Raw genomic sequence first — 14,120 nt, 5'->3', positions numbered from 1 at the left:
GTGATTCCAACCAAAGGGTTCGCCGGATCGCCAAGGGCCGCCGATGGCCGTTCGATGCCTGTTCAGGCGCGCTTGAGCAGCTCTGAGGCCGCCGCCGCGCAGCTCTTGTTGGTCGAGACGCCGGCGCGACCCAGCACCTCGAACCAGGGCGTGGGATGATCGCCGCAGGCGCAGGATCCGGCCGGATGGCGCACCGCCAGATCGCCCATGACCACGCTGTGCGCGGGCGCCGAGGTGATGTAGGGGGAGACGAACGAGAGGAAGCCGGGCTGGCCATCCGCCACCGGCTCCAGTGTCTTGAGATCGCGGATCACCACGCGCGACCAGACCGGCTGGTGCAGATGGTGCTCGGCGCAGTCGACATAGGGCACGCTGTGCTCCACGGCGCCGAAGGTCTCGATGACACGCTCATCCGGAATGCCCAACTGGGTCGAGATGTGCCGGTACAGGTCGGACTTGGGGATCGCCCGGTCGGCATGACCCTTCCAGCCGCCGCCGAACACGACCAGACTCCCGGCCGGCAGTCTGAGTCCAGGATGTCCCATGTCCCGCATCCGTTCGAGGATGAAATGCAAAAAGGCCGGAAACCCGATGAGGCGTACCGGCAGATCGCCCGTCGCCCACTGCTCCAGTTGACGAATGGCGCCGAAGGGGTCGAACTCGTGCCGCCCCCCGCCGATGTGTCTGAGCGTCCAGAATTGCTCGGCCACGGGCGCATAGCGCATCAGATACTGGTTCGTGTTGGAGGTGCCGAGCTGCAAGCCTTCGAACGGCTCATAGGCATTGACCAGATAGTGCGCCGGCGTCTGGCTGACCACGCCGCGCACCTGCATGACCTGATCCACCATGGCACGCGCATGACCGAGCGTGAAGGCGTCGAAGAAGATCTGCGATTTCTGTCCCGTCGTCCCGGAGGAGGTCAGATGGGCCGTGACTTCGGACAGGGTGATCGAGCGGATCTCGTGTGCCTTGAAGAAATTGGCATGGACCGGCGGCAGGGCCAGCACGGCCTCCAGCCGATCGAGCCGATCCGCGTCTACGCCGTGACGGTGCGCGAAAGCCCGATACCAGGGAGAACGTTCGAGATGCCAGTGCGTGATGGCCCGCATGGCTTCGATGAACAGCGACTCATGGCGAGCCTCAGGGGCATAGGCCTCCGAGAGCGAGCAGAATGATTCGACGGCGTCGGGCACGGGCCGGGAGGCCGGCTGGGCGGGCTGATCGATCATCAGAGGCAATCCGTGATTGGCGACCTATGGGGTGGAATCGCTGGCCGCGCGACCCTGCCGGCGAGCGGCGCGAGCGGGCTTGGGTCGATTCCGACCGTCCGCGGACGGGGAGCGATCGGGCATTCGAGCGCCATGGCACCGCCCAGGATGTTTGGAGTTTCGAGGGTAGCTGGGGCTCCGGAATCGGTCAAGTTCCACCCAGAGACGACCGGCCCGGGCGGACGTTCGATCGAAGCAGTCGCGCCGCGCCGATGAGACGATTAAGATCGGCGCCATGTCACAGCCACCCCGCATCGCCTGTTTTCTCTCCACCTCCGGTCACAGCGGCGTCGATCGGCTCGCGCGCCATCTGCTGCCGGCGCTCGTCGGACGCGGCTATCGGGTCGATCTGCTCAAGGTGCGCGAGCACGGGCCGCATCTCGAACACTGTGATCCGGCTCCTCGGATCGTCGATCTCGGGACGGCGCACACCCTGATGGCGCTGCCGGCCGTGGTGCGCTATCTGCGCCGCGAGCGCCCGACGGTCATGCTCTCGGACAAGGATCGCGTCAACCGGCTGGCGCTGGCGGCACGCGCCCTGGCCGGTACGTCGACGCGGCTGATCCTGCGTTCCGGGATCACCATCTCGGTCGATCTGGCCTCGCGCGGCGTGATCGACCGCTGGGTCCAGCGTCGATCGATGGGGCTGCTGTATCGCTTCGCCGATCGCGTGCTGGTGCCCAGTCTCGGGGCTGCCGACGACATGGCGGCCTATACCGGGCTGGAGCGTGCGCGCATCCGGGCCGTGCCCTCGCCCGTGGCGCCGGCGCGTCTGTTCGACCAAGCCCTGCCGGCGCCGGATCATCCCTGGTTCGCGCCCGGACAGCCGCCGCTGATCCTGAGCGTCGGCGAACTCTGCGGGCGCAAGGACTTCGCCACGCTCGTCCGCGCCTTCGCCCGTCTGCGCGCCCGACGTCCGGCGCGGCTGATGATCCTCGGCGAGGGGCGTCATCGCGAGCGCCTGCTGGCGCTGGCTGCGAGCCTCGGGGTCGGAGAAGACTTCGCGCTTCCCGGTTTCGTACCCCAGCCCTATGCCTACATGGCCCATGCCGCGCTCTTCGCCTTCTCATCGCGCTGGGAAGGACTGCCCTTCGTGCCGGTCGAGGCGCTGGCGGTCGGTACGCCTGTGGTCTCGACCGACTGCCCGAGCGGTCCGCGCGAGATCCTGGATGGCGGACGCTATGGCCCCCTGGTGCCGATCGGCGACGACGTAGCGCTCGCCGAGGCCATGAGCGCCACGCTCGACGACCCGTTGCCGCGTGAAGAGCTCCAGCGGGCGGCCCGCCGCTTCGAGATCGAGGCTGCGACCAGCGCCTATCTCGACGCCATGGGATTGCCGGCCTGGGCCTGAGCGTCGGGGGAGGGCGTGTCGGCGCCGCGACCGAGTCCATACAGCGTGCCGGCGACGAGGATCCAGAAGAACATCCAGTCGGTGCGCACGACGCGATAGTTGAACAGACACCAGATCAGCACGAAGACGAGCGCCGCCAGATAGAAACGCCCGAGATCGGCGGGCAGACGTCCAGCGCGGCCGGCCCTGAAACCGGAGCGCGCGAGTGTCCAGACCAGGGCCGCGATCAGGATCAGACCGACGAGGCCGAACTGGACCAGGATCTCGGCATAGGTGTTGTGCAGATGCGGCAGCCAATGGTCGTAATCGAACAGCGCCTCGGGACGTCCGCTGTTGGCGATCAGCTCGCGACTGGTACCGGCGCCCCAGCCGAACCAGGGTCGCTCGCTCCAGGTGTCGCGCGCGAACAGCAGGGCCTTGAAGCGCAGTCCCACGGGGTCGGACTCCACGGCGGATGTCTCACCGCGCACGATCTCGAGCACGGTGCCCGTGTGTTCGGTGAAGCGTTTTTGAACGATCTCCGTCTGCACCAGCAGTCCGCCGAGCAGCGCCAGTCCGACGACGGGCAGGATGAGTCGGTAGCCCTGACGTCTGATCCAGGCGCCCGTCGCGGCTGAGTGTGCGCGCCATTCGAGGACGATCAGTAGCGCCAGCGCGCCGAGAAAGGCGAGCCAGGAGCCGCGCGACTGCGACAGCAGCAGCCCTTCGAGCATGAACAGCAGCCAGAGCGCCCAGAGCGTCATGCCCAACCGGCGCGGCCAGCCCGACGCGAAGCGTCCCCAGAACGCCTGACGCAGGACGATGAGCCCGAGCGCGCCCAGCCCGGTGAACATGCCGAAGGCGATCGCCGGCAGATAGGACTCGAAGCGGGTCGAGAAGAATTCCAGTCCGAAGTTCGCCCAGTCGATCTTGCGCAGCACCGCGAGCGTGAACCCCAGCGCGGCGAGCAGCAGCAGTCCGCGCACCCGCTCGGGCCGACCGACGCACCAGTGGGCGAGCGGGATGAAGAGCATCAGCTTGAGCCAGTCCCCGCCGCCGCCGAGGATGGTCGCCGCCCGTTCCGCGCTGGGCGCCGACAGCGCCAGGACGAGGCTGTGGACGATCAGAAAGCCGATCAGGATCAGGCTCAGCCGCGCGACCGGATCACGCCCCAGCGCACGCCAGTCCGGGCGGTGCAGCACGAAGGCCAGGGTCAGGAGCGCCAGCCCGAGCGTGGCGGGCGTCGTGCCGAGCCAGGCGAAAGCGGCGAACAGATAGAGTCCGAACAGACCGAGACGCTCCACGCCATCCGGGGGCACGAGCGGAAGTGAGCGATCGAGCGTCGATGACATGCGGATTCTCGCGTGGGTGGGGGACGGGAAGGGCGCTGGAGCCGATATAATAGTGCGCTCCGCCTGATTTGTGGACGCTTTGCCGTCAGCCCTTCAGGCTCAACTCGACGCGGCCGCGCGCCGCCTGGATGGAGATCCGCCTTGTCATCCGATCCCAGCCCCACCGCGGCCCTCTCGCCGTCGCGTCCCATCTGTCTGTTCCTGCCGAGCTTCGGCGATGGTGGCGTGGAACGCATGATGACCAACATCGCCCGAGGCATCGCCGAACAGGGCTTCACGGTCGACTTCGTGGTCGGCCCACCCGACGCGCCCTATCTGGACACATTGCCGGCGAGCGTGCGTCTGCATCACCTGACCGACAGTGACCGGCGCGCACGCCAGCGGTTCCTGCACGACTATGTCGAGCGCCAGCGTCCGTCGATCGTGCTCACGGCCAAGAACACGGACGATCGTGTCGCGCTCGCTGTCAAGGCGTCCTGCCCAGGCGACACGCGCTACTTTCTGCGTCCTGGAACCAACCATTCCGAGCGCTGGAGTGCGCGCGGGAACGCGCTCAAACGCTGGTGGGAGAGGCGGCGTCTGCGCCGACTCTACCAGCGTGCCGATGGCGTGGTGACGGTCTCGCACGGCGTGGCCGAGGACATTGCCGCGATCACGGGTCTGGCGCTCGATCGCATCCGCGTCGTACGCAATCCCAACATCACGCCGGAGCTGGAGCAGAACGCGCGCGCGCCGCTCGATCATCCCTGGTTCGCTGAGGGACAGCCGCCGGTCATCCTGGGCGTGGGTGGGCTGCGGCTCCAGAAGGACTTCGAAACCCTCATCCGCGCCTTCGCCCAGCTACACCGCCGCCGCCCCTGTCGGCTGCTCATCCTCGGTCAGGGCCGCCAGCGCGAACGACTCAGGCGTCTAGCCGCAGAGCTTGGCGTTGCCGATTCAGTCGATCTGCACGGATTCGATCCCAATCCATACCGCTTTCTGGCCCGCGCCGGACTGTTCGTGCTCTCTTCGCGCTGGGAGGGCTGGGCCAATGTCCTGGCCGAATCGCTGGCACTGGGCGTGCCCGTGGTCTCGACCGACTGTCCGAGCGGGCCGCGCGAGATCCTGCAGGACGGTCGCTATGGTCCATTGGTGCCGGTCGGCGACGTCGACGCCCTGGCGCGAGCGATGGAAGAGACGCTGAGTCGGCCGCTGGCGCCCGATGTGTTGCGCGAGGCGGTGCGTGACGATCGGCTGGAGGTCAGCGCAAGGGGGTATCTGGATGCCTTCGGCCTCGTTCGATGAACCACGGCTTCCCTGGCGTCTGATCAAACAGCTCTTTCTGCTGCTGTTCCTGGCCAGTCTGGGTCTGGCGATCTGGAGCCATTGGAAGAAGGATCAGTTCCCGCCGCCCGAGTTCTACGATCTCGAACGGCTGGTCGAGCCGCGTCAGACGCGCACTCTCACCGAGCCGTTCGAGATCGAGGCCGAGGGCATCCGCTACCGCATCGAGCCGAAGTTCGACTACGAACTCGATGGCGTGGTGGTCAGTCTGCACGACAGCGACGTCTTCTGGGACATCTACCACACCAAGGACTGGAAGGACTTCATCAACATCCGCGACCTGTGCGTGGTCTGGGGCGAGAACGTCGCCCGCGATGTCTTCCGCGCCATGCGCTACGAGAACAGCACCTGGACCTGCTGGATCTCGACCGACGATCCGCAGGCGGCGCGGGACTTCGCCTGGAATCAGCTCTCCAACAATCATCTGCTCAGCCACGTCGGTTTCGTGCAGAAGGCGATCAAATCGGCCGAGATCGGCGATCAGATCCATTTGCGCGGCCAACTCGCCAGCTATTCACACGACGGCGGTTTCAGGCGCGGCACCAGCATCACCCGCGACGACACCGGCAATGGCGCCTGCGAGACCATCCATGTCGAAGACTTCCAGATCACGCGCAAGGCCAATGCCGGCTGGCGTCTGGTCTACAAGCTCGCCGTGGGCGCGACGCTCGTCGGACTGCTTGGGCTCACCTGGGTGTTTCTGTTTGCGCCCTATCGTATTTGAACGCCGGGCGCCTCCCGCTCAATACGGCGACGGCACGCGCTCGTAGACGACCGTGGACCCCTCGTAACGCGGCAGATAGTAGTCACTGCCGCACTGCCGGTAGCTCTCGCCATAGACAGTGACCGTGCGACAGTTCGGCGGCAGACTGTAGACGATGGAGCCGATGGCGATCGCCGTCCCGATGGCCGCGGCGGCCCCGAGCGGCGCCCCCCAGTAGGGATCGACGGGCGGACGCGGGCGCGGAGGCGGCGGTGGCCGCTGCCCGCCGGGTGGAGGTCCGGCCAGTGGCGGACGGCCCGCCGGCGGACGTGCACCTCCGGGACCGCCGATCGGCGGAGGTCCGGCCGGCGGTTTTCCAGCACCACCCGCCGGCGGTCGAGCCACGGGGCCGCCTCCACCGCCCGGCCGTGGCGGACGTGCATCGCTCGGCGGCCCACCCGAAGGTCTGGCCGGTCGCGCTCCGCCACCGCCGCCCGGCGGGCGCATGGCATGACCACCCCCGATGTTGCCGCGCGGCGCCCGGACGCCCGGCCCGCCTCCACCAACACGTCGCGCCTCGACATCGACCGCGATCAGGGCGAGTGTCGGTCCCAGGACCAGGGCGGCGAGTCCCGCCCGTTTCCAAAAGCTCCAGATCGATTGACGCATGTCGGAATCCTCCGGTCAGCGGTTGGGGGTAGGGGTCAGGGTCGCGGTCATCTCCTTCATGAAGGGGATGCGACGCGCGTCCTTCGGCGGCGTGAACGTGAAGAAGCCACGCGCGAACGACGGCGAGACGTCCCAGTCGGTCAGATTGGCCATCAGGGTCGGCGCGCCCTCGACACTGCGGTCGGTCAGCAGCAAACGACGCGGCAGCGGCTTGGGACCGGCCTCGATCCAGATCTCCCAGTCCAGGTCGGGCGTGCGGAAGGCGAGGTGATGGCAGGGCGCGCCATCGACCAGGATGCGCCCGACATAGGTGCGCGACTTCAGATCCTGCACCAGCCGGCTGGCCGGATCGGCGGCCAGCAGATCGGCCACAGGCAGCTCGATCTGATACTCGTTGTAGAGGATCTCCAGCGTCTCGTCGATGGTCGAAGGCGCCGAAGCCGTGGCATAGACGCCTTCGCTGGGCGTGAAGAGCGCGAAGTTCTCACCGTCGTAGAAGAGTCGGCGCCCGCCGCCGAGCGACTTGAAATCGGCCCGCAAGCGGTTGGGCCGACTCATGGCGATCTCGATGGTCTGATCGTTGTGCAGCGACTGATCGCTCGGCAGGATGTATTCGGTGAGCTTATCGACCCGCACGCTGAAACGCTCGAGCGAGCGCAGATAGGCCGCCATCTCCTTGAGGATCGCCGTGGGATCGGGCGCGACCGTGGATGGCGCCTCGACCTGGGTGCTCGCCGTGTCCGACGAGTCCGTGGGCAAGGTGACGCACCCCGTCAAGGCCAACCCGCCCGCCAGCATGGCAGGCATCCAGAATGCAGGCTTCATGTCGATAGTCCCCCTGATGATGTCAAACCAGACCGTCTGGAAGACGCATTGAAGCATGGATCAGCCAGGCATGGCGATACGTGTCTGAGTCGGCCGGACAGCGAGTGGATGTTCCGGCGCCGCCCTAGACCTGTCCTCTTCGACGGCGTTCAGGGCGTGACCAGCCGCCCCTGCTCATAGTCGGCGATGGCCTGCCGGATCTCGGCGCGTGTGTTCATCACGAAGGGGCCGTATTGGACGATGGGTTCGTTCAGCGGACGTCCGGCCAGGATCAAGACCTGAGCCGCGCTATCGTCGGTCTGAAGTTCGATCACCTCGCCGGCGGCCAGCACCGCCATTTGGCGTGGCTCGATCCAATGTCCGGCGATCTGAATCCGTCCCGAGACCCCATAGACCAGCGCGCGCTGGCCGGCTGGAATGGGCGCCTCCAGCCGGGTGCGGGCCGGCAGGCGCGCATCCAGATAGGTCGGCTCGGTGACGATCCCGCGCACGGCGCCCTGGACCACGGACTCACCCTGACTGAAACACCCGGCGATCACCCGTACCGCGACGCCATCGGCGCGCGCGACCACCGGGATCGCCTCAGCCGGAATGTGACGGTAGGCCGGATCGGTCAGCTTGTCGCGCGCCGGCAGGTTGATCCAGAGCTGAAAGCCGCGCATCCGGCCTGAGGTCTGGCGCGGCATTTCGGAATGGATCACGCCCCGTCCGGCCGTCATCCATTGCACCCCGCCGGCGGTCAGAGTCACCGTATGGCCCAGATGATCCTCATGCACCATCTCCCCTTCGAGCATATAGGTGACGGTCTCGAATCCGCGATGCGGGTGAGGCGGGAAGCCAGCGATGTAGTCGTCCGGTTCGTCCGAGCCGAACTCGTCGAACAGCAGGAAGGGATCGAAACCGCGCATCCCGTCCGGCCCGACGAGGCGATGGAGTCGGACGCCGCCGCCATCGGCGGCCGGCTGTGCCGTCAGGATTCGTTCGATCGACATCGGGTTCATGAGACACCTCCCCAGGCCAGTGGCAGACGCTCGAGGTCGGCCTCGGCGGCCGCCAGACTCGCGCGGCGCGGCTCCTGGCCCAGATTGAGCGCCTCGGCATAGACGAATTCGACGTCCGTGATCCCGAGGAACCCGAGCATGGTGCGCAGATAGCTGCTCTGGGTGTCGGTCGGCTGACCACGATGTTGTCCGCCGCGACTGGCGAGGATCACGGCGCGCTTGCCGGTCAGCAGCCCCTGCGGGCCTTGCTCGGTGTAGCGGAAGGTGACGCCCGCGCGTGCGACATGATCGAACCACGCCTTGAGCGGACTCGGGATGCCGAAGTTGTACATGGGCACGCCGAGCACCAGACACTCGGCCGCCTGGAGTTCGCGGATCAGCGTCTCGGCGAACTCGGCGATGGCCTGTTGCTCGGCTGTGCGCTGCTCAGCCGGGGTCTGGATCGCCGTCAGACGCGCCGCGTCGAGATGCGGGATCGGCTCGCGGCCCAGGTCGCGATGCGTGACCTGGAGTGCCGGTTGCTCGGCGCGCCAGCGGGCGATGAGACGTGCGGCCAGGGTCGAAGAGACGCCCTCGCCGGAAAAGAGGCTGCTGTCGATGTGCAGGATGTGGGTCATGGAGATGTCCTCGCGTGATGTGGATGCCTTGGAGTGGCGATCAGATTAGGTCAGAATCGACGATGAATTGATGCTGATTTCAACCCTTATTCATCGCCTTATTCGATCGAACCATGTCCAACACATCACCGCGCACCACGCTGGAGCAATGGGCGCTCCTGGACGCACTCGACGAGCGGGGGAGTTTCGAGGCGGCCGCCGAGTCGCTGAACCGCACGCAGTCTTCGGTCAGCTACGGGCTCAAGCGACTCCAGGAACAGCTTCCTGTGACGGTACTGGAGCCGCAAGGACGCCGCACGGTCCTGACCGAGTCGGGCCGGCTCCTGCTGCAACGCGCGCGCGTGCTGCTGCACGAGTTCAGACGGCTGGAGCATCTGGCGGCGACGCTGGGGCAGGGCTGGGAGACGACGGTCCGGCTGGCGGTGGAGATCGTGATGCCGCTCGAACCGCTGTTGGAGGCACTGGCGCGGTTCACCGAGCAGGCTCCGCAGACGCAGGTTCAGCTCGTCGAGACCGTGCTGTCGGGAACCAGCGAGGCGCTGGTGCGGCATCAGGTGGATCTGGCCATCACGGGGCTGATTCCGCCGGGGTTCATCGGCGATCCGCTGCTGCGGGTCGATTTCGTGGCCGTCGCCCGACACGACCATCCCTTGCATCGTCTGGGGCGCGTGCTCACGCTCGACGATCTGCGCGCACACCGCCAGGTCGTGATCCGCGACACCGGGCATTGGCGTCCGGTCGACAGCGGTTGGCTGGAGGCCGAGGAACGTTGGACGGTGTCGCATCTGCGCACGGCCATCGCCCTCATCGAACGCGGTCTGGCCTTTGCTTGGATTCCGGAATCATCGATTCGCGCTGAACTGGCGCGCGGCGAACTGCGTCCGCTGCCGCTGGAATCCGGCGGCCACCGGCCCGAGACGCTCTATCTGGTCTTTGCCGATCCGACGGGCGCCGGTCCGGCCACGCAGGCGCTCGGGGTCTGTCTGCGTGAGCGCGCGCAGGCGTTTCAGGGCATGGATCGAGGTGTCTGAGTCAGCCCCTGGTCCGGAATCCCATCGGGTCGCGGGCGATCGTGAGGGAGGCTATCGGCCTTCCAGGGTCGAGCGGGCGCGATCGACGAACTCGCGACCCTGTTTGCGCATGGCCTGTCCGATCACGCGCGCCAGCTCGGGATTGCCGATGGAGCGTCCATCGAGCACGAAGCGCGTTGGCGAGGTCGAATAGGCCGCCAGCGGATCGGCGGCGGTGAACATATCACTCTCGACGGCATTGTGCGGGTAGTGGCAGCTCGCCTGTCCAGTCTTGCCGTCAGCGCCCGTCCAGCTCAGACGGACCACGGCCTCCGACTGGCGGCGCGGCTCGATGTTCTGGCCGCTCCAGTTCGGCTCGCTGCCGAGCGTCACCCGCACCATGTCGCGGCAGAGCGTGACCCGAACGTCCTCGCCGGGGTTGGAACAACCTGCCGACAGCGCCGCGAGCGATACGGACAGCAGCGACAGGAGGCGAAACGGAACTGATAGCGGGCGCATGGAAGACTCCAAGCTCATGGATGATGAGCGGCCAGTCTACGCGGGTTGGGTTCGACGATCATCAGCCGGCCGGAACGCTTGGCGCGGGCGGCCCCCTGGCCGCCAATCGCACTCACTCGGCGGCGTCCAGTGCCCGTGCGCGCTCGACACGTCCAGCCAACTCAGCGACGTCGGCGGCGGGACGCTCGATCTCGGGCCAGCCGCTGCAATGTCTCACCACCAGATCGGCGATCAGTTCCATGTGATCGGCGTTGTCGTTGAGACAGGGAATGTACTCGTAGGACTGTCCGCCCGCTTCGAGGAACAGCTCCCGATTCTCGACCGCGATCTCTTCGAGCGTCTCCAGACAGTCGGCCGAGAATCCGGGCGAGAGCACCTGGACCGATTTCACCCCGGACCGCCCCCAGTCTTCGAGCGTCGCATCCGTGTAGGGCTTGAGCCATTCCTGTTTGCCCAGGCGCGACTGGAACGACAGCCCCCAGCGCTCGGCCGGCAGTTCCAGCGCCTTGGCGAGCAGGCGCGCGGTCTTGTGGCAGTGACAGAAATAGGGATCGCCCTGGTCGAAATAGTCCTTGGGGATGCCGTGGAAGGACAGCAGCAGCCGCTCGGCCTGACCGTGCTCGGTCCAGTGGGCGCGGATGCTCGCGGCCAGCGCGGCGATATAGCCCGGCTCATCGTGGTACTGGTTGACGAAGCGCAGCTCGGGCAGCCAGCGCCAGCGCATCAGCTCGCGCGCCACGGCGTCGAAGACGGTGCCGACGGTGGTGGCCGAATACTGCGGATAGAGCGGCAGGATCAGCACCCGCCGCGCATTGGCCGCACGCAGCTCAGCCAGCCCCGAGGCGATCGACGGCTGACCATAGCGCATCCCGAGCGCAACCGTGACCGGCCCGCCCAGACGCGCGTCGAGCCGGCTCTGGAGCGCGGCGGCCTGACGGCGCGAGATCTCCAGCAGCGGTGAGCCTTCCGGCGTCCAGATCGACTGATAGGCATGCGCCGAGCGCGCCGGGCGGGTGCGCAGGATGATCCCATGCAGCAGCAGCATCCAGGGCAGACGCGCCATCTCCACCACACGCCGGTCGGAGAGGAACTCGGCCAGATAACGGCGCACGTCCGGCACGCTCGGGCTGTCCGGCGTGCCGAGATTGACGAGCAGCACCCCGAGCCGTTCCGGGGTGTCGTGACGATAGTCGGGCGTGTTCATGAAGGTCATCGGACGAGGCATCACTACTGGCAAGGGTGGCAGGACGCGGCGCTCGGGCCGTCGGTGGGTATGAGCCGGAATGGTACCGGAGATCCGCCGCGGATGCGCCCCTCTGGTCGTGCCATGGAGCCGAGGGGGCCGGTTGGCCTATACTAGCGCGCTTCGTTCAGCGTTCAGGCCCGATCCAGCGGCCGGCGCCTCCACTCAGGTTTTGATGGCTATCGATGAATCCGGATCTCGGCCGACTCCAGTCCTATCCCTTCGAGAAGCTCGCCGCGCTCAAGCAGGGCATCGATCCGCCGCGCGAACGCGACCCGATCGGTCTACAGATCGGCGAGCCAAAGCATCCGACGCCGAGTCTGATCGCCGAGGCGCTGATCGCGCATCTGCACCGGCTGTCGGTCTATCCGACCACGCGTGGTCTGCCCGAGCTGCGCGGGGCCATCGCCGACTGGCTGGGGGCGCGCTTCCGGCCCGAGGGCGGCGCGCCGCTGGCAGTCGATCCCGAGCGCCACGTCCTGCCGGTCAACGGCACCCGCGAGGCGCTGTTTGCCATCGCCCAGGCGGTCGTCGATCGCACGCACCCCGCGCCGCTGGTGCTGATGCCCAATCCCTGCTATCAGATCTATGAGGGTGCGGCGCTGCTGGCCGGCGCCGAGCCGCAGTATCTGGCCTGCCGGCCCGAGAACGGCTTCATCCCGGATTTCGACGCCGTGGATGCCGCGACCTGGGATCGCTGCCAGCTGCTCTATCTCTGCTCGCCCGGCAATCCGACCGGAGCGGTGCTCGACCGGCCGACCCTGACCCGACTGATCGAACTGGCCGAACGGCACGATTTCGTCATCGCCTCCGACGAGTGCTATGGCGACATCTACCAGGACGAGGCCGCCCCGCCGCCCGGTCTGCTCCAGGCCGCTGCGGCGCTGGGCAACGACGGCTTCGAGCGCTGTCTGGTGTTCCATAGCCTGTCGAAGCGCTCCAATGCGCCCGGACTGCGCTCGGGCTTCGTCGCCGGTGACGCCCGACTCATCCGCGACTTCCTCGCCTATCGCACCTATCACGGCTGCGCCATGCCGCTGCCGACCCAGTACGCGAGCCTTGCCGCCTGGCGCGACGAGGCCCATGTCCGCGAGAATCGGCGTCTCTATCGCGAGAAGTTCGCCGCTGTGACCGAGATCCTCGGCCCGGTGATGCCGGTTACGACGCCCGCCGGCGGATTCTTCCTCTGGCTGGAGACGCCCATCCCGGACACCGACTTTGCGCGTGATCTCTATGCGCAGGAGAACGTCACCGTGCTGCCGGGACGCTTCCTCTCGCGCGCGATCGACGGCTACGATCCAGGCGCCGGCCGGGTGCGCATCGCCCTGGTCGCCCCGCTCGACGAGTGCGTCGACGCCGCCCGGCGCATCCGTGCTTTCGTCGAACGTCTCTGAATCCAACCGCACTCCCACAGACCCAACAGGTATCAGCCCATCATGAGCGACCAGCAGAACATCATCCTCGAAGCCTTCGAGCGCCGCGCCGAGATCACCCCGCGCAACGTCGAGACCCATGTCCGCGACGCGGTACAGGACGTCATCGAGCGTCTGGATCAGGGCACGCTGCGCGTGGCCGAGAAGCGCGACGGCGACTGGGTGGTCAACGAGTGGGTGAAGAAGGCGGTGCTCCTGTCCTTCCGCATCGAGGACAACGCCTTCATGAAGGGCGGTTTCACCAACTACTACGACAAGGTGCCCTCCAAGTACGCCGACGCCAACTCGCGCGAGTTCCGCGAGGGCGGGGTGCGCGTGGTGCCGCCGGCCACGGCACGGCGCGGTTCCTACATCGCTTCCGGCTGCGTGCTCATGCCGTCCTATGTCAACATCGGCGCCTATGTCGACTCGGGCACCATGGTCGACACCTGGGCCACGGTCGGCTCCTGCGCCCAGATCGGCAAGAACGTCCATCTCTCCGGCGGTGTCGGCATCGGCGGCGTGCTGGAGCCGGTGCAGGCCGCACCGACCATCATCGAGGACAACTGCTTCATCGGCGCGCGCTCCGAGATCGTCGAGGGCGTGATCGTCGGCGAGGGCGCGGTGATCTCGATGGGCGTCTACATCGGCCAGAGCACCAAGATCTACAACCGCGAGACCGGCGAGATCACCTATGGTCGCGTCCCGCCCGGCGCTGTCGTCGTCTCGGGCAACCTGCCGGCGAAGGACGGCAGCCACAGCCTCTATTGCGCCGTCATCATCAAACAGGTCGACGAGCGCACGCGCGGCAAGGTCGGCATCAACGAACTGCTGCGTGATATCTGATC

Annotated in this window: 14 protein-coding genes; 6 read left to right on the top strand and 8 right to left on the bottom strand. The window is 67.1% G+C overall.

Features of this window, described 5'->3' with window-relative positions; all coding sequences use genetic code 11:
* Positions 1–62 precede the first annotated feature (62 nt).
* Positions 63–1,229, bottom strand: coding sequence for a LuxE/PaaK family acyltransferase (locus HW932_RS13310; protein WP_176976980.1), 1,167 nt, complete (start codon positions 1,227–1,229; stop codon positions 63–65).
* Positions 1,230–1,503: 274 nt separating this feature from the next.
* Between HW932_RS13310 and HW932_RS13305 the strand changes: the two genes are divergently transcribed.
* Positions 1,504–2,619, top strand: a complete 1,116-nt coding sequence (locus HW932_RS13305) for a glycosyltransferase (protein WP_176976979.1) — start codon at positions 1,504–1,506, stop codon at positions 2,617–2,619.
* Here the strand turns inward: HW932_RS13305 and HW932_RS13300 are convergent.
* A complete protein-coding gene (locus tag HW932_RS13300) occupies positions 2,583–3,950 on the bottom strand; it encodes an O-antigen ligase family protein (RefSeq protein WP_176976978.1) in 1,368 nt (455 codons plus the stop codon). The two genes, HW932_RS13305 and HW932_RS13300, sit on opposite strands and share 37 nt — an antisense overlap.
* 141 nt (positions 3,951–4,091) lie before the next feature.
* Between HW932_RS13300 and HW932_RS13295 the strand changes: the two genes are divergently transcribed.
* Positions 4,092–5,234 carry a glycosyltransferase gene (locus HW932_RS13295; RefSeq protein ID WP_176976977.1) on the top strand — a complete coding sequence of 381 codons (1,143 nt, stop codon included), beginning with the start codon at positions 4,092–4,094 and terminating at the stop codon, positions 5,232–5,234.
* Positions 5,212–5,997 (top strand): hypothetical protein, encoded by a 786-nt coding sequence (locus HW932_RS13290; RefSeq protein WP_176976976.1) that lies wholly within the window; start codon positions 5,212–5,214, stop codon positions 5,995–5,997. Before HW932_RS13295 ends, HW932_RS13290 begins: the two co-directional genes overlap by 23 nt.
* Positions 5,998–6,015: 18 nt before the next feature.
* Here the strand turns inward: HW932_RS13290 and HW932_RS13285 are convergent, their stop codons facing one another.
* From HW932_RS13285 to HW932_RS13270, 4 genes are all read right to left on the bottom strand, one after another.
* Positions 6,016–6,645 (bottom strand): hypothetical protein, encoded by a 630-nt coding sequence (locus tag HW932_RS13285; RefSeq protein WP_176976975.1) that lies wholly within the window; start codon positions 6,643–6,645, stop codon positions 6,016–6,018.
* A gap of 15 nt (positions 6,646–6,660) precedes the next feature.
* On the bottom strand, positions 6,661–7,470 hold the full coding sequence (locus HW932_RS13280) for a DUF2092 domain-containing protein (protein WP_176976974.1): 810 nt from the start codon (positions 7,468–7,470) through the stop codon (positions 6,661–6,663).
* 149 nt (positions 7,471–7,619) lie between these two features.
* Complete coding sequence (locus HW932_RS13275; RefSeq protein WP_176976973.1) at positions 7,620–8,471, bottom strand: pirin family protein; 852 nt, start codon at positions 8,469–8,471, stop codon at positions 7,620–7,622.
* Positions 8,468–9,088: an FMN-dependent NADH-azoreductase gene (locus HW932_RS13270; protein ID WP_176976972.1), complete on the bottom strand. Its 621-nt coding sequence runs from the start codon at positions 9,086–9,088 to the stop codon at positions 8,468–8,470. The genes HW932_RS13275 and HW932_RS13270 overlap by 4 nt, the downstream gene beginning before the upstream one ends.
* 113 nt (positions 9,089–9,201) lie before the next feature.
* Between HW932_RS13270 and HW932_RS13265 the strand changes: the two genes are divergently transcribed.
* A complete protein-coding gene (locus HW932_RS13265; protein ID WP_176976971.1) occupies positions 9,202–10,119 on the top strand; it encodes a LysR family transcriptional regulator in 918 nt (305 codons plus the stop codon).
* 51 nt (positions 10,120–10,170) lie between these two features.
* On the opposite strand, the gene HW932_RS13260 is transcribed toward HW932_RS13265, so the two are convergent.
* Complete coding sequence (locus tag HW932_RS13260) at positions 10,171–10,617, bottom strand: hypothetical protein (protein ID WP_176976970.1); 447 nt, start codon at positions 10,615–10,617, stop codon at positions 10,171–10,173.
* Positions 10,618–10,729: 112 nt separating this feature from the next.
* Positions 10,730–11,830, bottom strand: coding sequence for a ferrochelatase (hemH, locus tag HW932_RS13255; protein WP_176976969.1), 1,101 nt, complete (start codon positions 11,828–11,830; stop codon positions 10,730–10,732).
* Between the two features lie 215 nt (positions 11,831–12,045).
* Between hemH and dapC the strand changes: the two genes are divergently transcribed.
* Both dapC and dapD read left to right on the top strand, forming a co-directional pair.
* Entirely contained in the window at positions 12,046–13,254 is a 1,209-nt protein-coding gene (gene dapC / locus HW932_RS13250; protein ID WP_176976968.1) for a succinyldiaminopimelate transaminase, read from the top strand.
* A 42-nt stretch (positions 13,255–13,296) separates the two neighbouring features.
* A complete protein-coding gene (gene dapD / locus HW932_RS13245; RefSeq protein ID WP_176976967.1) occupies positions 13,297–14,118 on the top strand; it encodes a 2,3,4,5-tetrahydropyridine-2,6-dicarboxylate N-succinyltransferase in 822 nt (273 codons plus the stop codon).
* The last annotated feature ends 2 nt before the right edge of the window (positions 14,119–14,120 follow it).

The organism is Allochromatium humboldtianum, from assembly GCF_013385175.1.
Taxonomy (GTDB): domain Bacteria; phylum Pseudomonadota; class Gammaproteobacteria; order Chromatiales; family Chromatiaceae; genus Thermochromatium; species Thermochromatium humboldtianum.
The sequence above is the reverse complement of the archived record's forward strand: the minus strand, read 5'-3'. Positions and strand labels throughout refer to the sequence as shown.

Excerpts from the sequence above, each read along its gene's own strand:
- HW932_RS13310 (WP_176976980.1), bottom strand. The coding sequence starts at position 1,229 with ATGATCGATCAGCCCGCCCAGCCGGCCTCCCGGCCCGTGCCCGACGCC.
- HW932_RS13305 (WP_176976979.1), top strand. The coding sequence starts at position 1,504 with ATGTCACAGCCACCCCGCATCGCCTGTTTTCTCTCCACCTCCGGTCAC.
- HW932_RS13300 (WP_176976978.1), bottom strand. The coding sequence starts at position 3,950 with ATGTCATCGACGCTCGATCGCTCACTTCCGCTCGTGCCCCCGGATGGC.
- HW932_RS13290 (WP_176976976.1), top strand. The coding sequence starts at position 5,212 with ATGCCTTCGGCCTCGTTCGATGAACCACGGCTTCCCTGGCGTCTGATC.
- HW932_RS13285 (WP_176976975.1), bottom strand. The coding sequence starts at position 6,645 with ATGCGTCAATCGATCTGGAGCTTTTGGAAACGGGCGGGACTCGCCGCC.
- HW932_RS13280 (WP_176976974.1), bottom strand. The coding sequence starts at position 7,470 with ATGAAGCCTGCATTCTGGATGCCTGCCATGCTGGCGGGCGGGTTGGCC.
- HW932_RS13275 (WP_176976973.1), bottom strand. The coding sequence starts at position 8,471 with ATGAACCCGATGTCGATCGAACGAATCCTGACGGCACAGCCGGCCGCC.
- HW932_RS13270 (WP_176976972.1), bottom strand. The coding sequence starts at position 9,088 with ATGACCCACATCCTGCACATCGACAGCAGCCTCTTTTCCGGCGAGGGC.
- HW932_RS13265 (WP_176976971.1), top strand. The coding sequence starts at position 9,202 with ATGTCCAACACATCACCGCGCACCACGCTGGAGCAATGGGCGCTCCTG.
- HW932_RS13260 (WP_176976970.1), bottom strand. The coding sequence starts at position 10,617 with ATGCGCCCGCTATCAGTTCCGTTTCGCCTCCTGTCGCTGCTGTCCGTA.
- hemH (WP_176976969.1), bottom strand. The coding sequence starts at position 11,830 with ATGACCTTCATGAACACGCCCGACTATCGTCACGACACCCCGGAACGG.
- dapC (WP_176976968.1), top strand. The coding sequence starts at position 12,046 with ATGAATCCGGATCTCGGCCGACTCCAGTCCTATCCCTTCGAGAAGCTC.
- dapD (WP_176976967.1), top strand. The coding sequence starts at position 13,297 with ATGAGCGACCAGCAGAACATCATCCTCGAAGCCTTCGAGCGCCGCGCC.